This window comes from Gordonia sp. CPCC 206044 (assembly GCF_048537895.1).
Lineage (GTDB): Bacteria > Actinomycetota > Actinomycetes > Mycobacteriales > Mycobacteriaceae > Gordonia.
In genome coordinates this window covers 75571-99510 of record NZ_JBCLVL010000014.1, presented here as the reverse complement: position 1 = coordinate 99510, position 23940 = coordinate 75571, and the positions used below count along the sequence as shown (strand labels likewise).

The 23940-nt window shown below is 66.9% G+C and carries 23 protein-coding genes and 1 tRNA gene; 12 read left to right on the top strand and 12 right to left on the bottom strand.

Features of this window, described 5'->3' with window-relative positions:
- Window positions 1-11: 11 nt before the first annotated feature.
- Window positions 12-1829: a cation:proton antiporter gene (locus AAFP35_RS20505; protein ID WP_419223550.1), complete on the bottom strand. Its 1818-nt coding sequence runs from the start codon at window positions 1827-1829 to the stop codon at window positions 12-14.
- 198 nt (window positions 1830-2027) lie between these two features.
- Here AAFP35_RS20505 and AAFP35_RS20500 point away from each other — a divergent pair, with 198 nt between their 5' ends.
- From AAFP35_RS20500 to AAFP35_RS20490, 3 genes are all read left to right on the top strand, one after another.
- Window positions 2028-3029, top strand: coding sequence for an AurF N-oxygenase family protein (locus AAFP35_RS20500; RefSeq protein ID WP_419223489.1), 1002 nt, complete (start codon window positions 2028-2030; stop codon window positions 3027-3029).
- Between the two features lie 50 nt (window positions 3030-3079).
- Entirely contained in the window at window positions 3080-4618 is a 1539-nt protein-coding gene (locus AAFP35_RS20495; RefSeq protein ID WP_419223488.1) for a 4Fe-4S binding protein, read from the top strand.
- Between the two features lie 317 nt (window positions 4619-4935).
- Entirely contained in the window at window positions 4936-5727 is a 792-nt protein-coding gene (locus AAFP35_RS20490; RefSeq protein WP_419223487.1) for a maleylpyruvate isomerase family mycothiol-dependent enzyme, read from the top strand.
- A 19-nt stretch (window positions 5728-5746) separates the two neighbouring features.
- Here the strand turns inward: AAFP35_RS20490 and AAFP35_RS20485 are convergent, their stop codons facing one another.
- The gene (locus AAFP35_RS20485) at window positions 5747-6352 is read right to left on the bottom strand and encodes a helix-turn-helix domain-containing protein (protein ID WP_419223486.1); all 606 of its coding nucleotides are present in this window, start codon (window positions 6350-6352) and stop codon (window positions 5747-5749) included.
- Between the two features lie 18 nt (window positions 6353-6370).
- On the opposite strand from AAFP35_RS20485, the gene AAFP35_RS20480 reads away from it, so the two are divergent.
- Window positions 6371-7102 (top strand): AzlC family ABC transporter permease, encoded by a 732-nt coding sequence (locus AAFP35_RS20480; RefSeq protein ID WP_419223485.1) that lies wholly within the window; start codon window positions 6371-6373, stop codon window positions 7100-7102.
- Complete coding sequence (locus AAFP35_RS20475) at window positions 7099-7419, top strand: AzlD domain-containing protein (RefSeq protein ID WP_419223484.1); 321 nt, start codon at window positions 7099-7101, stop codon at window positions 7417-7419. Before AAFP35_RS20480 ends, AAFP35_RS20475 begins: the two co-directional genes overlap by 4 nt.
- 55 nt (window positions 7420-7474) lie before the next feature.
- Here the strand turns inward: AAFP35_RS20475 and AAFP35_RS20470 are convergent, their stop codons facing one another.
- Entirely contained in the window at window positions 7475-8101 is a 627-nt protein-coding gene (locus AAFP35_RS20470) for a TetR/AcrR family transcriptional regulator (protein ID WP_419223483.1), read from the bottom strand.
- Window positions 8102-8244: 143 nt separating this feature from the next.
- Between AAFP35_RS20470 and AAFP35_RS20465 the strand changes: the two genes are divergently transcribed.
- Window positions 8245-9477: an arylsulfotransferase family protein gene (locus tag AAFP35_RS20465; RefSeq protein ID WP_419223482.1), complete on the top strand. Its 1233-nt coding sequence runs from the start codon at window positions 8245-8247 to the stop codon at window positions 9475-9477.
- Window positions 9478-9511: 34 nt separating this feature from the next.
- Here the strand turns inward: AAFP35_RS20465 and AAFP35_RS20460 are convergent, their stop codons facing one another.
- Entirely contained in the window at window positions 9512-10912 is a 1401-nt protein-coding gene (locus tag AAFP35_RS20460) for a DEAD/DEAH box helicase (protein WP_419223481.1), read from the bottom strand.
- A gap of 474 nt (window positions 10913-11386) precedes the next feature.
- Here AAFP35_RS20460 and AAFP35_RS20455 point away from each other — a divergent pair, with 474 nt between their 5' ends.
- The 3 genes from AAFP35_RS20455 to AAFP35_RS20445 all read left to right on the top strand — a co-directional run bounded on the left by AAFP35_RS20455 (window position 11387) and on the right by AAFP35_RS20445 (window position 13694).
- Window positions 11387-11881, top strand: coding sequence for an FBP domain-containing protein (locus AAFP35_RS20455; protein ID WP_419223480.1), 495 nt, complete (start codon window positions 11387-11389; stop codon window positions 11879-11881).
- 220 nt (window positions 11882-12101) lie between these two features.
- Entirely contained in the window at window positions 12102-12956 is an 855-nt protein-coding gene (locus AAFP35_RS20450) for an alpha/beta fold hydrolase (protein WP_419223479.1), read from the top strand.
- A gap of 9 nt (window positions 12957-12965) precedes the next feature.
- Window positions 12966-13694, top strand: a complete 729-nt coding sequence (locus AAFP35_RS20445) for a HEAT repeat domain-containing protein (protein ID WP_419223478.1) — start codon at window positions 12966-12968, stop codon at window positions 13692-13694.
- Window positions 13695-13904: 210 nt separating this feature from the next.
- On the opposite strand, the gene AAFP35_RS20440 is transcribed toward AAFP35_RS20445, so the two are convergent.
- The 6 genes from AAFP35_RS20440 to AAFP35_RS20415 all read right to left on the bottom strand — a co-directional run bounded on the left by AAFP35_RS20440 (window position 13905) and on the right by AAFP35_RS20415 (window position 19567).
- Window positions 13905-13977 (bottom strand) — tRNA-Ala (locus AAFP35_RS20440).
- Window positions 13978-14168: 191 nt separating this feature from the next.
- On the bottom strand, window positions 14169-15626 hold the full coding sequence (gene glpR / locus AAFP35_RS20435; RefSeq protein ID WP_419223477.1) for a gephyrin-like molybdotransferase receptor GlpR: 1458 nt from the start codon (window positions 15624-15626) through the stop codon (window positions 14169-14171).
- 128 nt (window positions 15627-15754) lie between these two features.
- Window positions 15755-16417, bottom strand: coding sequence for an SIMPL domain-containing protein (locus tag AAFP35_RS20430; protein ID WP_419223476.1), 663 nt, complete (start codon window positions 16415-16417; stop codon window positions 15755-15757).
- A gap of 56 nt (window positions 16418-16473) precedes the next feature.
- On the bottom strand, window positions 16474-17130 hold the full coding sequence (locus AAFP35_RS20425; RefSeq protein ID WP_419223475.1) for a GNAT family N-acetyltransferase: 657 nt from the start codon (window positions 17128-17130) through the stop codon (window positions 16474-16476).
- 30 nt (window positions 17131-17160) lie between these two features.
- Window positions 17161-18465 carry a gephyrin-like molybdotransferase Glp gene (gene glp / locus AAFP35_RS20420; protein ID WP_419223474.1) on the bottom strand — a complete coding sequence of 435 codons (1305 nt, stop codon included), beginning with the start codon at window positions 18463-18465 and terminating at the stop codon, window positions 17161-17163.
- 145 nt (window positions 18466-18610) lie between these two features.
- Window positions 18611-19567 (bottom strand): UTP--glucose-1-phosphate uridylyltransferase, encoded by a 957-nt coding sequence (locus AAFP35_RS20415; RefSeq protein WP_419223473.1) that lies wholly within the window; start codon window positions 19565-19567, stop codon window positions 18611-18613.
- Between the two features lie 106 nt (window positions 19568-19673).
- On the opposite strand from AAFP35_RS20415, the gene AAFP35_RS20410 reads away from it, so the two are divergent.
- On the top strand, window positions 19674-20258 hold the full coding sequence (locus AAFP35_RS20410; protein WP_419223472.1) for a 5-formyltetrahydrofolate cyclo-ligase: 585 nt from the start codon (window positions 19674-19676) through the stop codon (window positions 20256-20258).
- 13 nt (window positions 20259-20271) lie between these two features.
- Here the strand turns inward: AAFP35_RS20410 and AAFP35_RS20405 are convergent, their stop codons facing one another.
- On the bottom strand, window positions 20272-20592 hold the full coding sequence (locus AAFP35_RS20405) for an FmdB family zinc ribbon protein (protein ID WP_419223471.1): 321 nt from the start codon (window positions 20590-20592) through the stop codon (window positions 20272-20274).
- Between the two features lie 117 nt (window positions 20593-20709).
- Complete coding sequence (gene nhaA / locus AAFP35_RS20400) at window positions 20710-21978, bottom strand: Na+/H+ antiporter NhaA (protein WP_419223470.1); 1269 nt, start codon at window positions 21976-21978, stop codon at window positions 20710-20712.
- 293 nt (window positions 21979-22271) lie between these two features.
- Between nhaA and AAFP35_RS20395 the strand changes: the two genes are divergently transcribed.
- Both AAFP35_RS20395 and mscL read left to right on the top strand, forming a co-directional pair.
- Entirely contained in the window at window positions 22272-22970 is a 699-nt protein-coding gene (locus AAFP35_RS20395; protein ID WP_419223469.1) for an SAF domain-containing protein, read from the top strand.
- A gap of 203 nt (window positions 22971-23173) precedes the next feature.
- The gene (gene mscL / locus AAFP35_RS20390) at window positions 23174-23902 is read left to right on the top strand and encodes a large-conductance mechanosensitive channel protein MscL (RefSeq protein WP_419223549.1); all 729 of its coding nucleotides are present in this window, start codon (window positions 23174-23176) and stop codon (window positions 23900-23902) included.
- Window positions 23903-23940 lie beyond the last annotated feature (38 nt).

Below are 23940 nucleotides of genomic sequence, written 5' to 3'. Positions count from 1 at the left end.
CGTCGAGGCGGTCAGTCCTCGGCCCGCAGGTCGAGACTGATCTCCTCGGCGTCGAGTTGTCGCAGCTCCTGCTCGAGCAACGCGGAATGGTAGGTGCCCTGATCGCGCATCCGCAGCAATGTCGCCCGTTGCGCGGCGATGATCTCGCGGCGAGCCTGCTCAAAAGCGCTGCGGAACTTCATGTTCACCCCGACCAGATAGTCCTCGGTGTCGGCGCCCCTGGTGAGTTGCTCCACACGCTTGCGCAGCGCGGGATAACGCTTCGTGAGGTCCGAGCCGGCGAGTGTCCGCTGGGCGGTCGTGGACAGTTGGGCACGAAGCCGCGCATGCTCCTTGGCCCGGTCCTCCGAGTCGTCGGTGATGCGCAGCGCCCTGATCAGCCATGCGAGGGTACCGCCCTGGCACAGCAGCGACGCGGCCGCGACGACGAAGGCAATGAGCACCAACAGCGACCGCGACGGCGTGTCCGAGGGAAGGGTCTGGGCGGCGGCCAGCGTCACCACACCGCGCAGACCCGCCCACACCACGATGGTCGCTTCCTTCGGTCCCAGCGGCGCCGATCGGTAGTAGTCGATGTCGGCGATCTGCCGGGTCAGCTTGTGGCTGACCATCCGAGCGGTTTCCGGGGAGGTCGGCGGTAGATCCTCGACCCCGGTCCAGTGATGCGGTTCCATCCGTCGTCGCAAGCGTTGCCATTCGCGACGGACCGCCGATCGCGCGCGTCGATCGGGCCGATCGGCACGGGAGCGTCGCAGCGGTCTGGTGACGGCGTCGCCCTGCCGTTCGCGCATCGTGGCGTTGATGTCGGCCAAGACGGGCCTCATCTCGGTGCCGCGCCGTGCCGAACGATCCAGCGCCCAGACCAGCGGAGCGACATACAGCGACCGCACGATGACGGTCAACACGAGCGCGACGATGCCGATCCAGACGGCGGTACCGACGCCGTCGTGATCGTTGTGCACGTCGACGATCAATCCCCAGAGCTCCAGCCCCATCAGCAGGAAGACGCCACCTTCGGCGATCAGCTCCACCGTTCGCCAGTTCTGCGAATCGGACAATCGATGCTGCGGGGTCAGGAAGCGGACCGCGCCTGCGCCGGTGATCAGGCCGGCGGTGACCGCTGCGACCAGACCCGACGCGCCGAGCTCCTCGGCGGGCAGATAGGCGAGGTACGGGACGGTGAACGAGATCGCCGTGTTGACGGTCGCGTCCTGCACGCGGGCCCGAACGGCCAGGTTGAGCCATCCCACGATCGTGCCGATCACCACGGCGATGACGACGGCGAGCACGAAATCCAGCGCGACGTTCGCAAACGAGATCCCGGCGGCAATCGCGGCGATCGCCGACCGCAACACGACCAGCGCGGTCGCATCGTTGAGCAGGCTCTCTCCCTCGAGCACCGAGGTGACGCGGTGGGGCACCCCCAGGCGTTTGGCTATCTGCGTCGCCACCGCGTCGGTGGGGCTGACGATCGCACCCAACGCGATGCCGGTCGCCAGGTCGAGGTCGGGGATCACCGCCGCGAAGAACAGACCCAGCACGACCGAGCTGATCAGCACCAACAGCACCGACAGAGCGCTGATCGCGCCGAAGTCCCGACGGAAGTCCATCGTCGGCATGGACACGGCCGCCGAATAGAGCAGCGGCGGCAACACACCGATGAGAATCCATTCGGGGTCCAGGTCGACGGCCGGGACGAACGGCATCACGCCGATCACCGCACCCACGACGACCAGGATCAGCGGTGGTGCGACACGAACGCGCGGGCCGATGACCTGCGCCGCCGCGATACCCAACACCGCGATCACGACGATGAGGATCTTCTCCATGCCGTCCATCTTCTCCCCACCGCGTCACGGCGACCGGCCACGGCACGCCCGCGCACCCCGTGCCATCCGAAACCGTGACATTGAGTGTTGACAAATGGACCCGATTCGAACTACCTTCGGCGACATCACCGACCGCCGATCGTGCGGCACCGGCCCGCAACGGCAGGGCCCGGACGACGACAAGAAGGGTCGTTCACGATGAGCAACGCACTGACGTACACGCCCGAGCACGACAAGACGGGCTCCGACGACGACTACACCCAGGTTCTCGACGATCTGTCGGCTGCGTCCGTCCACCGTAACTTCGACCCGTACGTCGACATCGACTGGGATGCGCCGCACATGGCGATCGTCCCCGACGACGAGCGCTGGGTGCTGTCGAAGGAGGTCGATCCGGTCGGTCGCCACCCGTGGTACCAGCAGCAGCCGGTCGACAAGCAGATCGAGATCGGCATGTGGCGGCAGGCCAACGTCGCCAAGGTCGGCCTGCAGTTCGAGTCCATCCTGATCCGCGGCCTGATGCAGTACAGCTTCAAGTTGCCCAACGGCGCCAAGGAGTTCCGCTACACCACGCACGAATCCAAGGAGGAGTGCAACCACACCCTGATGTTCCAGGAGTTCGTCAACCGAACCGGCATGGACGTCCCGGGTGCCAAGGTGGGCTACCGACTCATCTCGCCGCTGGTGCCGTTGGCCGCCACCATCTTCCCGTCGATCTTCTTCTTCGGCGTGCTCGGCGGCGAAGAGCCGATCGACCACATCCAGAAGGACTTCCTGCGAACCCGCGCCGATCTCCACCCGACGATGGCCGCAGTGATGCAGCTGCACGTCGCCGAAGAGGCACGCCACATCTCCTTCGCGCATCATCTGCTGCGCGAGACCATTCCGCGCAAGGGCCGCATGCAGCGCTTCGCCCTCTCGCTGATGTTCCCGATCGTCATGCGTGTCCTGTGCGGCGCGATCGTGGTGCCGCCCAAGAAGTTCAAAAAGCGTTTCGACATCCCCGATGAGGTCATGCGCGACATATTCTGGCGGTCCGACGAGTCGAAGCGCTTCCTGCGCAACGTGTTCGGCGATGTCCGGATGCTCGGCGAGCAGTGCGGCCTGATGAACCCGATCTCGCGGATGCTGTGGAAGATCCTCGGTATCGGTGGACGCCCGTCGCGGTTCCGCAGCGAGCCGACCTACACGGCAGCCTGATCCCGGCTGGCCCCGGCCGGCTCCCCTCTCACCTCACGTTCGGACCTGAAATGCCCCACGTAGTCACGCAGGCGTGCTGCGGCGACGCCTCGTGCGTCTACGCGTGCCCGGTCAACTGCATCCATCCCACCCCCGAGGAACCGGGTTTCGGCACCTCGGAGATGCTCTACATCGACCCGTCGACGTGCGTCGACTGCGGCGCATGTGTGAGCGCCTGCCCGGTCGGCGCCATCGTGCCCGGACATCGCCTCCCCGATGATCAGGCACGGTTCACAGACGTCAACGCTGCGCACTACGACGTCACCGCCACCGGCGATGCGCGCTTCCCGGTCGATCCGGCCCGCCGACTCCCGTTGGCGCCCATCGACAAACCACGCCGCCTGGAAGTCGATGCACCGTTGTCGGTCGGCATCGTCGGCTCCGGACCGTCGGCCATGTACGCCGCAGACGAACTGCTGCGCCACCCGCAGGTCTCCGTGACGATCTACGAGCGTCTGCGCCGCCCGTTCGGTCTGGCTCGCTATGGGGTCGCCCCGGATCACCTGGCAACGCGTTCTGTGATGCGCCTGTTCGACGACATCGCAGGCAATACCCGCTGCGAGATCCGGCTGGGCACCTCGATCGGTCGCGACCTGTCACTGTCGGATCTGCGTGATCGGCATCAAGCGGTCATCTGGGCGGGCGGCGCCCCCACCGACCGACGCCTCGACATCCCCGGCGCCGATGCATCCGGCGTCCTGAGCGCAACGGCTCTCGTCGGTTGGTACAACGACCACCCCGACCACGATCACCTCACCGTCGATCTCGCGACGTCGCGCGCCGTGGTCATCGGCAACGGCAACGTCGCGCTGGACGTCGCACGCATCCTCACCGCGGACCCGGAGTCGCTCGCGGACACCACGATCTCTCGGCATGCGCTGGCCACGCTCCGCACCTCCGAGGTCGAGGAAGTCGTCGTCCTCGGTCGACGCGGTCCGTTACACGCCGCATTCACCCTGCCCGAGCTGATCGGACTCGCCGACAAGGGCATCCCCGTCGTCGTCGATCCCGCCGACCTCACCGACGTCGCCGAACTCGAGGTCGACGATCCGACGACACGCGCCAAGCTCGATCTCCTGGCCGAGATAGCCGCGCGGCCCATACCGTCGGGTCGTCGCATCCGCCTGGCCTTCCACCGCTCCCCGTCCGCCGTCGAGACCGACGCCGACGGTACCGTCACCGGTCTCACCGTCACGCACAACCGGGTCGGCGCCGACGGCACCCTCGAACCGACGGGCGTCACCGAGACCATCGAGACCTCGTTGGTGCTGACCTCCATCGGTTATCGGGGTGTCGCGGTGCCGGGTCTCCCCTTCGACGAGGCCCGCGGGGTCATCCCGCATCAGGCCGGCCGCGTCCTCGACGACGGTGAGCCGTTGCCCGGCACGTATGTCACGGGCTGGATCAAGCGCGGTCCGTCGGGGTTCATCGGCACCAACAAGACCGATTCGTCCGAGACGGTCACCTCGTTGCTCAGCGACTTCGAAGCCGGACTCCTGCCGCAGTCGGCGCGTCCCGGACGCCGCCGCCTGCTCGGCCTGTTCGCCTGATCGCGTCCGACACCGGGGTCGCCCGACACCAAGCCACTGCATCTCATGACATTCCGTGTCCGGGTCACCTCGCGTCGGAGTGTCCACCTTCGCGCGGGAAGAACTGCACACCTCGACATGAGGTGAATGCCTCGGATGCGCCACGACCGGTCGATTCGGCGTCCCGACTCCGGCACGTCGGCGACGGCAAATGTCGTTGTTCACAATTGAATACACGACAGCAACGTTGAGAACAGTTGGGTCACGACCCTCGCCGACGACGTCCCCGCGGTTTATTCTGAGGCCCAGTCATTGTGGGGGTGGCCACGTTGAGGGTGATGTTCTCGCGGTTCGACTACATCGACACCGCACGCGAAACCGGGGCACGGTTCGTCGAACTCGTGCGTGGCGCCGCCGACCCCGAGACACGATTGTCGAGCACTCCGGGATGGACGGTTGCCGATTGCCTCGGCCACGTCGCGTGCGCGCCGAGCCGTTACCTCGCCCTGGCCGGCGGACAGGGGTCGTTCTCCCGCCTGGTGCGTGACCTCCCGGACTTCAACGCCAAGCAGATCGCCAATCTGAGCACCCGGGACGTCACCGTTCTCACCACGCAACTGCTCGACGATCTCGATGAACTCCTCGACACCGTCTGTCACTTCGGCGCGCAGGTGCCGTTGATGACCTTCGACGGCGGTCGTCGGATCCGCTCCGACGCCGCTCTGGGCATCCTCATCGGCGAGTTCGTGGTGCACGGCCACGACATCGCCCGGGTGCTGGGCGCACCGTGGCAGATCGATCCGGCCGTCGCCCCGCTGATCGCACGCGGACGCCACCAAGTGCTGCCCAGCTGGGTCGACCAGACCTCCGACCACACCGCGACCTACGACATCCGGCTGCGCGGTTGCACCGAGCGGTTCGTGTACGAGTTCACCGACGGACAGTTGGAGATCGACCCCGCCCGACCGCGGCACCCCGACGTGCACATCAGCGTGGATCCGGTCACCGCCCTGTTGACCGCATACGGTCGGATGTCGCCGACCTGGGCGGCAGTCACCGGGCGAGCCTTCGCCTGGGGCGCCAAACCCTGGCTCGCAGCCGGCCTCAGCGGCCGGTTCCTCCCCGCGTGAGACCGCGTGTCCTCCGAAACTAGCCCGATTCGCTGATCAACACCGCAACGGTTCCGGGAACCAGCGCGGCGAAGACGTGTTCCACATCGCCTGCATACGTCACGTAATCACCGGGGCCCAACTCGACCGCCTCGTCGACCGGCCCCACCCGTGCCCGCCCGGCACTGATCACGACGTGTTCGACGATTCCCCGCGAGTGTGGCGCCGAGACGCGCGGCTCCCCCGGCTCGCCCTTGATCAGATACAGGTCTCGTCGCGTGCCCGGCCGCGCGGTCGACAACAACGTCGCCGAATAGTCGGCGGCGGCTGCCGGGATGATCGGCCCCTGACCGAATCTGATCACCTCGACCGGCTGGGTCGGCGTGTCCAGGAGCGCGGAGAACTGCAATCCGAGAGCCGTCGACAACGCCCACAGGGTCTCCACACTCGGGTTCCCCTCACCTGATTCCAGTTGAGAGAGAGTCGATTTGCCGATCCCGGCGCGTCGTGCCAATTCCCCGATGGACAGCCCTGCCCGAGCCCGCTCACGCTTGAGCGCAGCAGCCACCAGTTTCTTGGGATCGGGCGCAGAGTCACCAGCGTCCCGTTTACCGAACGATTGACCATCTTGACGAACACCGACCATATGTCCATCATAGTGGCCATGCGTTCGTCTTGGAGAACACTCGGTGCCGACAGGGTCCGCGCCATCCTGGTGATGAGTGCATCCGTGCTCGTCATCGGCATGTCCTACGGGGTAGCCGCGCACACAGCCGGGCTGCCCTGGTGGCAGATCGTGCTCGTGGCAACAGTCGTTCTCGCCGGATCATCGGAGTTCGTCTTCGTCGGAGTGATCGCCGCAGGCGGCGCGCCCCTCGTCGGCGCGCTGGCCGGCCTGCTGGTCAACACCCGCAATTTCGGCTACGGACTGGCCGTCGGACGGCATCTCGGACGCGGCCTGCCGATGCTGTTCGGCGCGCATCTGATCAACGACGAGACCGCGGCGATCACCACCGGCGAGAACGACGCACGCCGGGCAAGGATGGCGTTCTTCCTGTGCGGCGCAGGGGTTCTGCTCAGTTGGCCGTTCGGCTCGTTGCTCGGTTCGGCCATCGGCGGCGTGGTCGCCGACCCCGAGATGCTCGGCCTGGACGCGGCTTTCCCTGCACTACTGGCAGCCCTGGCGCTGCCCGCGCTGAAGGATCGCCGCACCCTGGCCGCGGCGCTGCTGGGCGCGATCGTCGCCGTCGCCGCGTCCCCGTTCCTGCCTGCCGGACTCCCCATCCTCACAGCCCTCGTCGGGCTGGCCTGCGTGGAACTGATCCGGCGGCGCACTCCCCCGGCCCATCGCACCTCGGCGCGGGCCGAGGCGCGGACGCCGGAGCACGCGCGATGAGTACTGCTGGAGTGTTCATCGGCGCCGCGGTGCTCGCCGTCGGCACCTATCTGATCCGGATCGCCGGACCGATCCTCGTCAACAAGGTCGAGATGTCCCCACGGACCTCGGCACTCCTCGACCGTGCCGCCATCGTGCTGCTGGTGGGCGTGGCGATGACGGGAGCCCTGTTCGCCGGTCACGAGTTCGTCGGATGGGCCCGACCCGCGGGCGTCGCCGTGGGCATCATCGCGGCCCTGTGTCGCGCCCCCTTGGTTCTCGTCATCATCCTGGCGGCCGCGGTGGCCGCGGGCCTGCGCATCGTCGGCGTGGCTTAGCGAACGAGTCCGTAGCGAGCTGACGAATCCGACAATACTGACGGCTACGCGCCGGTCATTGTCTCTGCAGCGCGAGCGTGATCAGGTCGCCCAACGCCGTGGCACGCGCGGCGCGTTCGGTGTCGCCGGATTGGACAGCGACGAACAGGAAGTCCAGCATCATCGCCTCGATGCCGGCGGCCACCCGCTCCCGGTCGATGTCGGTACGCACTCGTCCGACCTCTTGTCCCTTGCGTAACGAGATCGACACCGCCGCACGAAGACGTTGCGAGATCTCCCCGGAGACGACGCGTCCGGTCAACTCGGACTCCTGCCCGCGAAAGACCCGTTGGACGAGGGGAAACTCGGGCAGGGTGTCGAGCACCCGGTCCAGGATGCCCAGCCAGTAGCCCTCGCCCGGGGCGTCCGGCCCGGCACCGATCACGGCATCGCCGAGTCGACCGACCTCATGGTCGAAGGCAGCGAGAAAGAGCTCCTCCTTGCCCGCGAAGTGGAAGTAGACGGCCGACGGGGTGATGTCGAGCCCACGCGCGACCGCGGAGACCGATGTCTGTCGAAAACCTTTCTCCGCGAACTGCTCTGCCGAGACCCGGAGGAGCTTCTCACGAGTGGTCAGCGGCGCCTGCTCTGCCCGATCGGCACACCGGGACGCCTGCTCGCCGGATTCGACCGATTTCGTCATGCCTGAACGGTAGCCGACTCCGGCCACCTCACACACGACGTCGCAAACGAGTTGAGCGCCGGATGATTCCACTCTTGCCAAACTGAACGATTTCGTGATTCATTAAGTCGATTCGTCGACCCCTGCAGAGCGGAGATGTCATCATGCTGTTCGAGCGCCGAACGTTGCGGAGACGGCTGACGGGAGTCGGGGCCGGCGCGGTCGCCGGCCTCACGGCCGCGGGCATGGTCGCCGCGACGCCTGCGGATGCCGACCGTCTCCCGACCCTGCCGATCGGCACCGCCGACTACACCGTTCACGTCAATGCCCCCGGCGGATCCGACGGCAAGATCTTCTACACGACCGGTATGGCTGCGGCGGTTCCGTTCGCGGTCAATGTCCCCGGGCTCGACCAGTTCGGCCAATCCAACGTGATCGCCGACAAGAGCGGCAAGGTCCTGTGGAAGTACACACCGCCCAAGGGACAATCCGTCGCCAACTTCCGGACCCAGGCCTACCAGGGGCGCAAGGTGCTCACCTGGTGGCAGGGCACTGGTGGCGGCGGGCACGGCGCCGGAACCGACATCATCGCCGATGTTCACGGACGGGTGATCAAACGGGTGACACTCGGCGGGAGCATTCACCCCGACGTCCACGAGTTCCGCCTCACACCCGACGGACGGGCCCTCATCACCTCGTATGTACCCGTCAAGGCCGATCTGTCATCGGTCGGCGGCCCACGGGACGGGACAATGCTCGATTGCGTGGCCTCCGTCGTCGACGTTGCGAGCAACAAGGTCCTGATGCAGTGGTCGGCACGAGATCACATCCCGATCACCGACTCCGGGACGCGCCCCAGTGTCGTGGACGCCAGTGGGCTGACGAGTTCGTCGATCTACGACCCGTTCCACATGAACTCGATCGTGCTCGACCCGTCGGGTGACCTGCTGATGTCGTTCCGCAATCTCAACGCGATCTACAACGTCGATCTTCAGACCGGAAAGGTGAAGTGGCGGTTGGGCGGTACACGGCCCGATTTCGCCATGGGTTCGGGCACCGCCACATTCGGCCAGCACGACGCAGAGTACGTCGACGCCTCGACGATCCGTGTCTTCGACAACAACATCATCGGCACGCGTCAGCAAGGCACGTCGTCGATCAAATGGATCCGGCTCGACAGCGACAAACGCACGGCCACTCTCGTCCGCGAGCAGCAGCACTCGGCCGGAATCGCCAGCGCCGCAATGGGTAACGCACAAGCCCTTCCGGACGGCAACACGTTCGGCAGCTGGGGGTTCGCACCCCACATCGCCGAGTTCTCACGCTCGGGCAAGCTCGTCTACGACGCGACTCTGCCTGTCGGGACCTACCGGGCGTATCTGAACGACTGGCCGTGACGCCGGGTCGGCGTCACGGCACCGGGCGCCGTCGTCAGGCCCGCGCGGCCTGACGACGCTGCGTGCTCCGCCCGCCACGGGCGCGATCGCGGTTGTCGGTCGCCGCACCGGAGTGCGATCGATTGGACGAACGACGGGCACCGCCCCTCGCCTCGCCCGTCGAGCGATTCCGGTCGCCCCCGGCGGATCGTCCCCGACCGTTCGCCGGGCGTCGACCACGCGCCGGCTGCGAGGACGATTGAGCCTTCGGCTGCACCGGCTGCGGCGCAACATGTTCGGCGCGCGGACCGACGAGCGCGTCCACCTGCTCGGACTGCGCATTCACCCGTACCGGGGTGACCTTGATGTTGGCCTTGCGCAGCAGCCCGCCCAGGTCGCGTCGCTGATCGGGCAGGCACACGGTGACCACGTCACCTGCGCTGCCCGCGCGGGCGGTCCGACCGGAACGGTGCAGGTACGCCTTGTGCTCGGCAGGCGGGTCCACGTGGACGACGAGCTCGACACCGTCGACGTGCACTCCGCGCGCCGCGACGTCGGTGGCCACGAGCACACGGACGCCTTCGCCGCCGAACGCCTTGAGGTTCCGATCACGTTGGGCCTGGCTGAGATTGCCGTGCAGATCGACAGCCGGGATACCGGTCTCGGTCAGCTTCTTGGCCAGTTTCTTGGCCTGATGCTTGGTGCGGGTGAACAGAATCCGTCGACCACGACCCGCGGCCAGCTCACGCACCAGGGCATTCTTCTCGGTCGGCGAGACCTCGTAGACGTGGTGGGTCATCTGCACCGGCGCGGTGGTCTCCTCGGTGGAGTGCACGGTGGGATTGTCCAGGAAGCGCTTCGCGACCTTGTCGACACCGTTGTCGAGGGTGGCGGTGAACAGCATCCGCTGACCGTCGGCAGGGGTGGCGGTCAGAATGCGGGTGACGCCCGGCAGGAAGCCGAGGTCGGCCATGTGGTCGGCCTCGTCGAGGACGGTGATCTCGACGTCGTCGAGGCGCACGATGCCCTGGCGCATCAGGTCTTCGAGTCGGCCCGGGCAGGCGACGACGATGTCGACGCCGCGGCGAAACGCCTCTTCCTGACGGTTCTGACGCACACCGCCGAAGACGGTGGTGACGGTGAGGTTCATGGCGCGCGCGAGCGGGGTGACCACACCCGCGATCTGGGTTGCGAGCTCACGCGTGGGAGCGAGGATGAGGCCGGTGGGAGCACCCGGCTTGCGGGTGACGCCCATCTCGGCGAGACCCGCGACGAGCGGAAGCGCGAAGGCGAGGGTCTTTCCGGAACCGGTCTTGCCGGAACCGATCACGTCGTCGCCGGCCAGCGTGTCGGCGAGCGTTTCCGCCTGAATCCGGAAGGGTTCGGTCTTACCTTCGGCGGCAAGGACTTTCACGAGTTCGGCGGGCACGCCGAGGGAAGCAAAGGTGGTGGACAAGGTCCGTGTCTTTCTCTGGTGGACTCCTCACGCAGCACGGTGTGGCCCGCGAGGTGTCGGATGGCGAAGACGCATCTGTGCGTGTTCGTTCGCCGTATGAAGTCAAAGAGCAGGCATCTGGTGGCCTGTCGAAGAAGCGTTCTACGACGCTTGACGGCGCTCATCGAGCGCATCAATGCCATCGACAGTACGCGAGAGTCGAGATCACGGCCAAATCCGGTGATCGAGGTCATAGGAGGTCATGTCGACGGGAAACGGGTTTGACGGAACCGGATGGTGGCGGCACCATGCCGAGTGTGTACTCGCACCTGTTGTCGCCCCGTGGGCGTGAGGAGGTCGTCGGCGTGATCGCCGGCGACAACTGACCGCCCCGCCCCGCCGGCGCGTGTGTCCCGATCCGGGCCCGCGCCGGTTGCCTCATGCCATCGGCCGGGGTCGCCGGCCATCTGCGACAACAACCACAGGTGATCACTCATGCATGCACTCTCCGAACAACAGATCCGCTCGTCCCTCGTGAATGCCACGGTCCGCGAACGCAAGTCGCTGACCCTGCCACCCGACTTCGGCGACCTCGATTGGGACCGACTGGATTTCCTGGGCTGGCGCGATCCGAAACTCGCACTCGTCGGGTACATGGTCGTCCCGGTCGACGACGATCTCGTCGGCATCACCATGCGACTCGGCGGACGCCAACCCCGCACCCGACCGCAATGCTCGTTCTGCGCCGACGTCCAGCTCCCCAACGAGGTCGCCTTCTACAGCGCCAAGCTGGCCGGGCCGGCCGGACGAAAGGGCGACACCGTCGGCACGCTGGTGTGCTCGGCGTTCGAGTGCAACGCGAACGTTCGGGTCCGACCGTCGAAGATCTTCTCCGGCGGCGATCCCGAGTTCGTCCGCCAGCAGCGGATCGAGGCGCTGCGCACGCACCTCGACGGTTTCGCACGTCGGGTGCTCGCCGGGCAGTCCTGATGCGCCAAGGCCCAGGTCAGCGGACCTGGGCCTTTCGCTCGCCGGCCATATGTGACATTCGTCGCACCCCCATGGCGTCACGAAGGCTGAGCGATCGATGGCATCGTCACCGACGACGATGTGTGGCGTACTCCGCGCAGCGGCCGCAGCCGGTGAGTGAGTCGTGGTCGCCGTCGACGAGGAACTGGTCTCTCGTGACCTGAAGCCTTAGCGTGATCGCATGTCCGCACCCCTGCCGCTACCGGAGCCGACCGATGTGGAAATCGACGGCGCAGTCATCGCGACTCGCGTTCTCGAACCGACCGCAACGCCGGTGGGCGACGTCGTCCTCTGTCACGGGACACCGTGGTCGTCTCGTGTCTGGTCACGTGTGGCGCACGACCTGAGCCGCGGCTACCGCGTCTTTCTCTGGGATATGCCGGGCTACGGTCAGTCCACCAAGGATCCTGCGGTGCTCGTCGACCTTCGCTCCCAGATGAAGCGGCTGACCGAACTTCTCGCGCAGTGGGATGTGGACAGACCTCACATGGTCGCGCATGACGTCGGCGGTGCGGTCGCACTCGGTGCGCACCTTCTACACGGAGTCGAGTACCGAGATGTGTTCCTCTGGGACATCGTGACACTGGACCCCTGGGGGTCGTCGTTCTTCCGTCTTGTCGCCGACAACCCGCAGGTGTTCGCCGCGCTCCCGCCCGCGCTCCACGCGGCACTCGTGACCGAGTACATCGCCGGCGCGGTCAATCACAACCTGCCGGCGTCCGACGTGGCTGCGTTGGCGCAGCCGTGGCTGGATGCCGTCGGCCAGGCTGCGTTCTATCGGCAGATCGCCTCGCTCAGTCCGGCCGACACCCGCCCGGTCGCGCAGCACCTCGGCGAGATGCGGTGCCCGGTGCGCATCGGCTGGGGATCGCGCGACCCGTGGATTCCGGTCCAGCAGGCCTACGAGCTACAGGCAGCGCTACCCGGCACGCCCTCGGTGATCGAGCTCGACGACGTCGGCCACCTGGCTCCCGTCGAGTCCTCATCCGCTGTCTCGCAAGCGCTTCGGGACTGGTTCTCCGACGGTTCGCAGTAACCTGGCGATATGCCCGGTGTTGCACAGTGGCGTGAAGACCTGACACGGCTTGACCCTGCAGCATGGCCGGAGTTTCTCGACACCCATTCGGGTCTTCCCGGGCCGCGCGGCAACATCGAGCTCGCGATGGCGCTTGCCGAGCTGGCCGCCGACGACCTGGTCGAGGCACTGATCGCCAGCGGCGATGAGTACCGGGTCTTCTGTGGGGTGGTGGCTCTCGGCCCGAGAGCCACCGAACCTGATGTGGCGGCACGGCTGCGGATACTGGCCGCCGATGCGCGGTGGCGGGTACGCGAGGCGGTCGCGATCGGACTCCAACGCCTTGGTGACAACGACTTCGATGGTCTGGCGTCAGTGGTGTCGAAGTGGGCAAAGGACGCCGATCCGTTGGTTCAGCGCGCGGCGGCCGCAGCGATCTGCGAGCCGCGCCTGCTGCGTACACCTGAAGCTGCCGGTGTCGCCATCGAGACCTGCCGCCGCGCCACCGCCGATCTGGCCGCTCGCCCGGCGTCGACACGGCGCGAGCCGGGTGTGCGCACGCTACGCCAGGGGCTCGGCTACTGCTGGAGCGTGGCGGTGGCCGCCGACCCCGAACCTGGTTTGATCGCCTTCGAGGCACTCGACGATCGTGACCCTGACGTCGCGTGGATCATCAACCATAACTTGCGCAAGGCCCGCCTGGCGCGCCTCGTTCCTCCGGCGAAGACCAATACCGGCGATGGTCAACGCAACGAGTAGATCGTGATCGGTGGGTCAAGGCCGAGTGCGTCGGTTCCGCGCGCACGGCCGGCGGGGCGAAACGATGAGAACAGGCAGGGTTTGCACAGCATCGTCGTGGATAACGCTGCGATTCGTGAGACACGGATTCGCAACACCAGTGACGTCCGCCACAGTGGAAAATGGTCCTCCCGACGATCTCCGGGAGGACCTTTCACCTGCGAACTTGTGTGGAGCTAAGGGGAATCGAACCCCTGACCTACTCGATGCGAACGAGTCGCGCTACCAACTGCGCCATAGCCCCTGGTGGTCATCGACTGACCGGCCTTGGCCACTTTAGCAGTCCCGGAGCGGTAACTCACAAACGCCACCCCCGATCCCCCGGGACAACGAGAACCGCCTCAGATCTCGGGCCCAGGACGGCTGCCGACGGCGGATACGCCGACGCACAGTCCCGTGTGGGCGGAGAGCTGAGGCGGTTCTGACGAGCGGTGATCAGCCGGCGACACGACGCAGTTCGTCGTCTTCGCGCATCATCCGACGACGCTGGAACGGCGGCAGGTGGTCGAACACCGGGTCCTCGTCGTCGATCTCCAGGACGGTGGCCCCACCGGGGCGGCGCAGGCGCGGCGGTGGCGGTGCGGCAGCGAACTCGGGAATCGCCTCCTCGCGCCGACGACGCTCCGTGCGCTCCCGTTGCGCCCGACGAGCCCGAGCTGCACGCTGAGCGCGGATTCGGGCCTCGGTCGCTGCGGTCCGCCGCAGGTACGCCAGGTAGCCGATCAGCAAGAATCCGGCAACGCCGGTCAACGCCCATCCGACCATGCCGAGGAAGATCCCCGACGCCGCAGCCGCGATGACCAAGATCACCAGTCCGATGAGAACACGTTGGCGCTCGCGGTATCGCAGGGCGGTGCGCTGGTCGTCGGGCGATGTCGACGTGGGCCGCCGACGACGGACCGGAGGTTCGACGATCTCGTCCTCGAGGTCGTCGACGTGCTCGTCCGTCACATCGTCGTCGTAGTCGGAATCGTCCTCGTCGTCGTACTCCGCGTCCTCGTCGTACTCCGAATCGTCGTAGTCAGACTGGTCGTCGTACTCGGCTTCGTCCTCGTACTCGGAATCGTCAAAGTCGTCGTAGTCGGAGTCGTCGTACTCGGCGTCCTCGTCGTGATCTGAGTCATCGCGGTCGTCGTCGTACTCCGAATCCTCGGCGTCCTGACCCTCCGCGTCCTCGTACTCGGCCATGTCGTCCTCGGCCTCATACTCCGCAGTGTCGTCCTCTGCCTCGTCGTCGGTGTCGATGTCCGTGTCGTCGATGTCGGTGACCGACGCGATCTCCACGTCCACGACGTCGTCATCGACGTCGCTGTCCTCGTCGTCGCGTTCGGGGTCGACGAACTCACCATCGACGGTCGCGGTCTCGTCCTCGGAGTAGCCGTCGTCATCCGAGTCGTCGTCGACGGAACCGTCGGCCTCGGCGTCCGATGCCGTGTCGTCGATCAGGCCTGCATCGCCGGTGTCCGAGTCCGCGTCGTCGGCTTCGGACACCACGTCGAGATCGTCGTCGTCCGCCAAGTCATCGGTGTCATCGGACTCGTCGACGACCGGAGCCTGCACCTTCGCGCCGGTCGCGCGACGCATGCGGCTCTTCGTCACGGTGTCCTCGTCATCCGAATCCGTTGCCGTCTCGGCATCTTCGTCATCGAGCACGGCGGTGGCGCTTCGGGTCGGGCGCGTGGATCGCGCCGACCGCCAGGACGGATCATGTGGGTGCGCACCCGACGCGCGCCTACGGGTGGTCCGCGCACGCGTGCCACCACGGTGCAGCAGACGCGTCTCCTTCGCGGCGTCCGTCGTCTTGCGCATCTGAGGTCGCCCCTTGATGACCATCGGAACCAGCACGAAAAGCCAAACGGCCACAAGGCAGACCCACAGCACGGAGTTCGACATGACTCTCCCTTCTTTCACTCTGGTTACACGAGGTCACCCCACAATCTATGTGCGTCCATCGCGTTGCCAGCGCAGACGCGCCGGGTGACACCGACATTCACCGATTCACAGGTTTCTCACACACGCAGCTATTCGGCGACGAATCGGGCGTCCACGGCGACAGAGAGCTCGATGTCCTCGGGTCGGAGCTCGAGCTCGGGCTCGGGAGGCTGGGCCGCGACGAACTTTGCGGCGGGCGCGGCCCGCACCATGGGCGCAGGTCGCGACTCCGACAACATGTTCGGGTCGGCCAAGTGGGTGGCCACCACCGTCCCCCGGCCGACGGCATCGGCGTAGGACTGCGCTTTGGCGACCGCGTCGGCGACGGCTTCCTGGCGTAACTCGGCGGCGTAGGTACGTCGATTGTCGTCGCGGACATTCCAATCGACCGCACCCACGGTCACACCCTCCGTGGTGGCCCATCGGTCGATGTACTGCGAGAGCGCCTCGAAATCGACGAACTCAGCCTCGATCGGAATGCGCGTGGAGTAGATGGGCTCCCGACGACGCCCTTTGGCATCGACGGGCCGATATCCGAAGACCCGCACCGATTCGCTGGACCATCGGCTCACCGCGCCACCGGCCTCGAGGTCGGCCAGCGCCTCGGTGAGTGCGCCGTGCAGCGCGACCGCATCTCGGTAGACGGACTCGCGAGAGGGACCTTCGAGATTGATCGAGACCCCCAGCACCCCTTGCTCTGGCCGGAAACGACGACGAGCGACTCCACGGACCGATATCTCCACAGCTGACATGCCGGCAGAATACGTCGCGCACACCCGCATCCGACGACGATCGGCCCCTCAGGGCCTCAGGTGAACGATGCCCGTCCCGACCGCACCAGCGTCTCCGCCGCCCCTCCGACGACCTCCTCGGTGGTGATCGCGAACAGGATGTGATCGCGCCACCGACGGTTCACGTCCATATAGCGCTCCAGCAGCCCCTCACGACGGAAACCGACCTTGGTGAGCACCGCCTGCGATGCCGCGTTGGATGGCTGCACCGTGGCGTCGAGCCGATGCAGACCGACCGGGCCGAAGCAGTGGTCGACGCCCAAAGCGACTGCTGCCGTGGCAATTCCCTGGCCGAAATGCTGCGCATCCACCCAGTAACCGATCCACGCGGTACGCACCGCGCCGCGCTGGATGTTGCCGATCGTGAGTTGGCCGACGTAGCGGCCGTCGAGCTCGATCACGAACGGCAGGACCACTCCCCGCTTGGCCTCGGACCGCAGCACCGAGTAGAGCGGCGGCCAGGCGCTCGGGTGATGACGCTCGGCCCAGGAACCGATGCCGGTCGGTTCCCAGGGCAGCAGCGAGTTCTGATTCCGGATACGCAGTTCACTCCACGCCTTCGCGTCCCGCAGGCGCACCGGCCGCAGAACCACCGCGCCCGCCGGAGTCCGCAACGGCCCCAGGGTCGCGGGCCAGCCGGGATTGGTCTGCGTCCCGGTCAACCAACTCCACACCATTGTGATTTTAGTTGCCCCGTCTTGTCCTCACCCTCGCTGCGCGAGGAATGCCACCTCTACCTCGTCACCGGTGCTCAACTCCTCCACGTCGGGTTCGACGAGGATCAGACAGTTGGCCTCGGCGAGCTCGGCGAGCAGGTGCGAACTCCCGGTCGGCGACGCCCCGATGACCTGCACCAGGTATTCGCCCGACCGCTCGTCGCGCATCAACTGCCCGCGCAGATAGCCCTTACGGCCCTGCACCGATGCGATGGGACCGATGGTGCGGGCCTTGATGATCCGACGCATCGGCTGTCGTTTGCCCAGCGCGATTCGGATCAGCGGCCGCACCATGACCTCGAACGTCACCAGAGCGCTGACCGGGTTCGACGGCAACAGGAAGGTCGGCACCTCGTCACGCCCGAGCCGTCCGAAACCCTGCACCGAACCCGGATGCATGGCGACACGGACGATCTCCAGTTCGCCCAGATCGCTCAGTGCCTCGGCAACCGCCCGCGACGCACTGCCGCCGACGGCACCGCAGATCACCACGATCTCCGACCGGATCAGCTGCGCCTCGACCACTTCACGCATGCGTGAGGTCTCACGCTCGGTGAGCCCGACGCGATTGACGTCAGCGCCGGCGTCGCGGGCGGCCGCGGCGAGCGCGTAACTGTTGACGTCGTAGATCTGTCCGGGACCGGGAGACCGGTCGATGTCGACGAGTTCACTGCCGATCGAGACAACCGACAGCCTCGGTCGCGGGTGCACCATCACCCGCGCCTGCCCGACTGCGGCCAGCAACCCGACCTGCGCGGGCCCGATGATCGAACCGGCTCGAACGGCGACGTCACCCGGCTGCACGTCGTCGCCGACGCGCCGCACGTAGGCGCTGCTCTCCACTGCGTGGCCGACCCGCACCTTCGATTCGCCGCCATCGGTCCAGCGCACCGGGACGACCGCATCGGCGAGGGTGGGCATCGGCGCACCCGTCTCCACCCGCACGGCCTGACGGGGTTGCAACCGGATGGGAGTACGGGCGCCCGGCCCGACTTCACCGACGACCGGCAACTGCACCACCATCGGCTCCCCCGCGGTGAGACCGACCAGCTCGGCCCCACCGGAGTCGAAACCCTCGATGTCCTCGGGCGCGAGCGCACCGGCCAGATCGACGTCGACGGCGCGAACCGCGTAACCGTCGATGGCTGCCTGATCGAAACCGGGCATCGGCCGCTCGGTCACCACTTCCTCGGCGCACATCAGGCCCTGTGCCTCGGAGATCGCGACCCGTACCGGTCGCGGCGCGACCGCGGCCGCGGTCACTCGGGTCAGATGATCTTCGACGGAACGCATCTCACCTCATTGCCCTCTCGGCCGACACTCTGCGGGTTCCAGACCGTCTCCGATTCACCGCACCTCGACGGGCACGGAGACGAACTGCCCACCAGACGTTAGTCGGAGGCCGTCGTCGGGTGTCCGAGGCGCGCTGACCCCGGTGTCAGCCTTCGGCGAGACGCTTTTCGAGCCACTGCCGCAACTCGGGTCCGTAATCCTCCCGATCCAGGGCAAAATCGACCGCAGCCTTCAGATACCCACCCGGATTGCCCAGGTCGTGGCGCGTGCCGTGGTGCACCACGACATGCACGGGTTCGCCTTCTTCGATGAGCAGGGCGATCGCATCGGTCAGCTGCAACTCGCCACCGGCGCCGGGTTCGATACGACGCAACGCGTCGAAGATCTTGCGGTCGAGGATGTATCGGCCTGCCGCGGCCAGGTTCGACGGCGCCTTGTCGGCGTCCGGCTTCTCCACCATGCCCTTGAGGCGCTTCACGTTGGGGTTGTTCGCGTCCGGCAGTTCCTCGACGTCGAAGACGCCGTAGGCGCTGATCTTGTCCGACGGCACCTCGATCGCACACAGCACCGAACCGCCACGACGCTGACGGGTGCGGGCCATCACCTCGAGGACGCCGCCCGGCAGCACCAGGTCGTCGGGCAACAACACGGCGACCGCGTCCTCGTCGTCGTCGAGGTACTGCTCGACGCACCCGACCGCATGTCCGAGCCCGAGCGGTTTCTCCTGGATCACCGATGCGACCTCGAGCAGCGACGGCGCCTTGCGCACCTTCGCCAGCATCGACGCCTTACCCCGCATGGCGAGTGTGTTCTCCAGGACGAGGTCTTCGACGAAGTGTGCGACCACGCCGTCCTTGCCGGGTGAGGTGATGATCAGCAGGCGCTCGGCTCCTGCGGACTTCGCCTCCTCGGCGACGAGTTCGATGCCCGGTGTGTCCACCACCGGCAACAATTCCTTGGGCACGGTCTTGGTGGCAGGCAGGAAGCGGGTGCCGAGTCCGGCCGCGGGCACAACAGCGGTCCGCGGGATCGGCGGCGTGTTCGGCACGTGGTCGTATTCGGTGAACGCGCCGGCGGCCTTGCTCACGTCACTGGTGGTCATGCAAATACCCTAGTGTCGATTTCTGCGAGGATCCTGTCGAGTGGCCCTCGACCATCGGTATGCGACGGCTCTCACAACCATGCCCTGTGACCAGAAGGTGGCCTGAGTGCAGACCACGAAGAAGCAGCTCCGCGCCCGGTTCGAGCAGCGACGATCGGCGCGCTCGGCCCGGGTTCGACAGCAGGCGGCCCTCGATCTCGCGGCCTGGGTCGCGGCGGCACCGTTTCGTCTGGAATACGACGTCACGGTAGCGGCCTACGTGCCGTTCGGCACCGAACCCGGCTCCACGGCCATCCTCGACGCGCTCGGCGACCGCGGGGTCATCGTGCTCCTCCCCGTGGTCGGTGAGGGGGCACCGCGTCGAATGAACTGGGTGCGATACGACGGTCCGGACTCGCTCGTCGAAGGTCGGTGGGGATTGTCCGAGCCGACCGGTGAACAGCTCGGTGAAGACGCGATCGAGGCTGCATCGCTGATCCTGGTGCCCGCGTATGCGGTGGATGCGACGGGGACCCGGCTCGGCCGCGGTGCGGGATACTACGACCGCACGCTGCCCGGGGCGACCGCCCCTATCGTGGCGGTCGTCTACGACGACGAGGTGCTCGACGACGCGCTACCCGCCGACGAGCACGATGTGCGGGTCGGCTGGGTACTCACCCCCGAGGGTGGATTTCGCGAACTCGGCCGGTGATCCCGGTCGGGGATCAGGCGGAGGCGGCCGAGGCGCTCGAGGTCGTCGACGAGGAGCTCTCCGACTTGGTCGAGGTGCTCGACGACGTGCTCGAGTTGCTTTCCGACTTCGACGACGAGCTGTCCGACGAGGACGCGCTCTCGCTCGCCGTCGAGCCGGAGCGGGAATCGGTGCGGTAGAAGCCACTGCCCTTGAAGACGATGCCGACCGAGTTGAACAGCTTGCGCAGACGGCCCGAGCACTGCGGGCACTCGGTGAGGGAATCATCGGTGAACGACTGCACGATGTCGAACTTGTTGTCGCACTCCGTGCATGCATACGAGTAAGTGGGCACCGAAAACCTCCGAAGAATTGTGATCGCTGCACATGATAACCGAAGTTGGCACTCCGACATTCCGAGTGCCAACCGATGGCCGGTCAGCGGGGTGTTGTCACCAAGAGATCGAACCGATCAGTCCCCGATTCGTTCGGTGGCCACATCGTCGACACCGTCGCAGTTCATGTCCCGATCCCGGACGCGACGAGCATCCCACCGCAGCAATGCGCCGGCGCACACCGCCGCGACGACGCTGCCCGCCAGGATGGCCGCCTTGGCCGCTGCGGCGTGATCGTCGGAGCCACCCTCGAACGAGAGTTCCGCGATCAGTAGCGCGACCGTGAAACCGACACCGGTCAGCATCCCGATCGGGAGGAGGTCACGGATACCGATCGAGTCCGGCAGCCGCAGGGGGGTCAGTTTCGTCATGAGCGCCGTCGCGCCGAGCACGCCGACGACCTTTCCGAGGACCAGACCGAGGAAGATGCCCACCGAGACCGGCTGCACGATCGCCGAGTCACCGCCGACCACGGCAACACCCGCCGAGAGGAACGCGAAGATCGGCAAGGCGACGGCCGACGACGTGGGCCGCACGGCCACGTCGAATTGGTGCGTACGAGACGACGACTCCCCATGGATCAGAACCGCGGGTACGACGAAACCGAGCAGGACGCCTGCGACCGTCGAATGCACGCCGGATGCGTGCATCAGCGCCCACGCCACGACGGCGAGCGCGATCAGGACGATGGGGACCAGTGGACGCCACCGCGGCCGACGCAACCGCACGATCACCCCGAACACCGCGATGATGACCAGAGCCGCGGCCAGCATCACGAAGTCGATGGATTCGGTGTAGACGCTGGCGATCACGATGATGCCGAGCAGATCGTCGACGACCGCGAGGGTCAGCAGGAACGTCCGAAGGGCCAGCGGCAGGCCACGGCCGAAGATCGCGAGCACGGCGAGCGCGAACGCGATGTCGGTCGCGGTGGGGATCGCCCAACCTCGAAGGGCCTCCGGGTCGCCGACGGCGACCACCGCCACGTAACACAGCGCGGGAACCGCCATGCCGCCGATGGCCGCGACGATGGGCACGCCTGCCAGGCGCAGGTCCCGAAGACTGCCCGCCACGAACTCCTGTTTGAGTTCCACACCGACGACGAAGAAGAAGATCGCCAACAGCCCGTCGGCCGCCCACTCGGCCACCGACAGATGCAGGTGCAGTTGCTCGGGACCGAACTCGAAAGCGGTCAGGGATGCGTAGGAATCGCGCCACGGCGAGTTCGCCCAGACGACCGCGGCGACCGCCGCGATGAGCAGCAGCACACCGCTCGTGGTGTCGAGTGAGACCCAGCGGCGGAATCGTTGCCGCGGGGAGGCCTGACGAGGCGTGGTCGAGGACATGAGCGCGGAGCTCCTTCGTGGTCGGGCGGGCTCACGGCACCACCGAATTATCTCCCCGTCCGTCCGACGGGGGCCGACCAGACTTCCCGGCACACCGCGGACCATTCTCCCCTGAGAGCGACCGCACACCTCGAAGAGGGGCGTCGCGACACGCGTAGACGCTGGTCGGACCAGCGGCGTTGCCCGGACCCGGACGCCATCGCGCAGTCCACATGGCCCTCATCGCATCGGGTTGTCCACAGATGTGACGACGAGACGTTCCGATGTGGGCAAGCGCATTACCGTCGCCGACCATGCGCCTGATCTCCCACGACGAGTTGTCGCCTCGCATCGTCGACCGCATCCGCCACACCCTTCGCCCAGGTTGGTCACGGTCGGTGCTGGCCCGCCGCACAGCGTCGGTGTGTCTCGTGGTCGCCGCCGTCGTGGTCGCGGTGGCGGGTCACCGTGGGTCGGCGGAGCGCACCGTGGTGGTCACCACCACGGACCTGATGCCGGGTCATGCGGTGGCGGCAACCGACCTGGCGGTTCGTGAGATCCCGGGCGGACTGATCCCGACCGGTGCGCTGCGGATGACCGCGGACGCCGTCGGACGCACCGTCGCCGGTTCGGTGCGGTCCGGTGAGATCCTCACCGACTCCCGACTGCTGTCGACCCGACTTCCCGCTCGCCTCGTCGGGCGATCGGACGCCCGGTTGGTCCCGGTCGAGCTCGCCGAGCAGACGGTGACGTCGTTGCTGCGTGAGGGTGACGTGGTGGACGTGCTGGCCGCCGACGACACCGCGGACGGGAGCGTAGATGATCACGAGCGCTCGACCGCGGTGCTCGCTCGAGGAGCCGTCGTGGCCCTCACGAGGGTCGACGGGGAGGACGGACTGCTCTCCGGTGGCAGAGCCGGGCCTCACCCGATCCTGCTCGCCATGGCCGAGGCCTCCGCGCATCGTGTCGCGGCCGCGGGACTCGACACCGCGTTGGCCGTGGTCGTGCATTGATCACAGCACCTGCCGACCCGCAACCAGACAGCGATGAACTCGGCCCGGCGTTGCCGGGGATTCAGCAAAACACTGCAACGGTCGTTTACGATCCTGGATAGGGTTTGCGAGACGGCGTTGACAACCGTGCTCAGGGGATTCCCCACACCCACCGGAATTACCTGGACAAGAGCGGGATACCGATGAGGAGAGGACCGCACACCGTGCTCAAGGGATTCAAGGACTTCATACTCAAGGGCAACGTCGTCGAGTTGGCCACCGCGGTCATCATCGGTGCGGCTTTCACCGCAATCGTCACCGCCTTCACCGACAAGATCATCCAGCCGCTGATCAATGCCATCCCGGTCGGGACAGATGCGACACAGGGGCTCGGTTTCCAGATCACCGACAGCCCGTCGACCTACGTCGACATCGGGGCGGTGATCACTGCGATCATCAACTTCCTGATCATCGCCGCGGTCGTGTACTTCATCATCATCGTGCCGTACAACAAACTCTCCGAGCTCGGCGGTTTCGGCAAGAAGGCCGAGGCCACAGAGGTGTCGCTGCTCGCCGAGATCCGCGATCTGCTCGACCCTGAGGGCACGTCGAAGGCGAAAGAGGCTGCCGAAGAGGAGCTTCCGGATCACCTCAAGGATCCGGGCGCCCCCAGCGGTCCCGATGCCGGCGCGACTCAGCGGCTCACCACCCCACCGCCCGCGGAAGCCGTTCAGCCGCAGCAGGTCCCGCCGGGCGGTGGTCAGCCCTATGCCACACCGCAGCCGGCGCCGGGGTCCTATCCCCCGCCGGGCAACTATCCTCCGGGTGACTATCCCCCCGGCTCGTACCCTCCGGGTAATTACCCGCCCCAGCCCGGCGGGGCCTACCCGCCGCCCGGACAGTATCCCGGCGACTATCCGCCGCCGGATGCTCCGGGACGTCACTCCCGCTGACACGACGAGAAACGGACCGCACCCATCGGGCGCGGTCC

What these genes read in the sequence shown, in the direction of transcription:
- AAFP35_RS20505 (WP_419223550.1), bottom strand. Translation starts at nt 1,829, where the DNA reads ATGGAGAAGATCCTCATCGTCGTGATCGCGGTGTTGGGTATCGCGGCG.
- AAFP35_RS20500 (WP_419223489.1), top strand. Translation starts at nt 2,028, where the DNA reads ATGAGCAACGCACTGACGTACACGCCCGAGCACGACAAGACGGGCTCC.
- AAFP35_RS20495 (WP_419223488.1), top strand. Translation starts at nt 3,080, where the DNA reads ATGCCCCACGTAGTCACGCAGGCGTGCTGCGGCGACGCCTCGTGCGTC.
- AAFP35_RS20490 (WP_419223487.1), top strand. Translation starts at nt 4,936, where the DNA reads ATGTTCTCGCGGTTCGACTACATCGACACCGCACGCGAAACCGGGGCA.
- AAFP35_RS20485 (WP_419223486.1), bottom strand. Translation starts at nt 6,352, where the DNA reads ATGGTCGGTGTTCGTCAAGATGGTCAATCGTTCGGTAAACGGGACGCT.
- AAFP35_RS20480 (WP_419223485.1), top strand. Translation starts at nt 6,371, where the DNA reads ATGCGTTCGTCTTGGAGAACACTCGGTGCCGACAGGGTCCGCGCCATC.
- AAFP35_RS20475 (WP_419223484.1), top strand. Translation starts at nt 7,099, where the DNA reads ATGAGTACTGCTGGAGTGTTCATCGGCGCCGCGGTGCTCGCCGTCGGC.
- AAFP35_RS20470 (WP_419223483.1), bottom strand. Translation starts at nt 8,101, where the DNA reads ATGACGAAATCGGTCGAATCCGGCGAGCAGGCGTCCCGGTGTGCCGAT.
- AAFP35_RS20465 (WP_419223482.1), top strand. Translation starts at nt 8,245, where the DNA reads ATGCTGTTCGAGCGCCGAACGTTGCGGAGACGGCTGACGGGAGTCGGG.
- AAFP35_RS20455 (WP_419223480.1), top strand. Translation starts at nt 11,387, where the DNA reads ATGCATGCACTCTCCGAACAACAGATCCGCTCGTCCCTCGTGAATGCC.
- AAFP35_RS20450 (WP_419223479.1), top strand. Translation starts at nt 12,102, where the DNA reads ATGTCCGCACCCCTGCCGCTACCGGAGCCGACCGATGTGGAAATCGAC.
- AAFP35_RS20445 (WP_419223478.1), top strand. Translation starts at nt 12,966, where the DNA reads ATGCCCGGTGTTGCACAGTGGCGTGAAGACCTGACACGGCTTGACCCT.
- glpR (WP_419223477.1), bottom strand. Translation starts at nt 15,626, where the DNA reads ATGTCGAACTCCGTGCTGTGGGTCTGCCTTGTGGCCGTTTGGCTTTTC.
- AAFP35_RS20430 (WP_419223476.1), bottom strand. Translation starts at nt 16,417, where the DNA reads ATGTCAGCTGTGGAGATATCGGTCCGTGGAGTCGCTCGTCGTCGTTTC.
- glp (WP_419223474.1), bottom strand. Translation starts at nt 18,465, where the DNA reads ATGCGTTCCGTCGAAGATCATCTGACCCGAGTGACCGCGGCCGCGGTC.
- AAFP35_RS20415 (WP_419223473.1), bottom strand. Translation starts at nt 19,567, where the DNA reads ATGACCACCAGTGACGTGAGCAAGGCCGCCGGCGCGTTCACCGAATAC.
- nhaA (WP_419223470.1), bottom strand. Translation starts at nt 21,978, where the DNA reads ATGTCCTCGACCACGCCTCGTCAGGCCTCCCCGCGGCAACGATTCCGC.
- AAFP35_RS20395 (WP_419223469.1), top strand. Translation starts at nt 22,272, where the DNA reads ATGCGCCTGATCTCCCACGACGAGTTGTCGCCTCGCATCGTCGACCGC.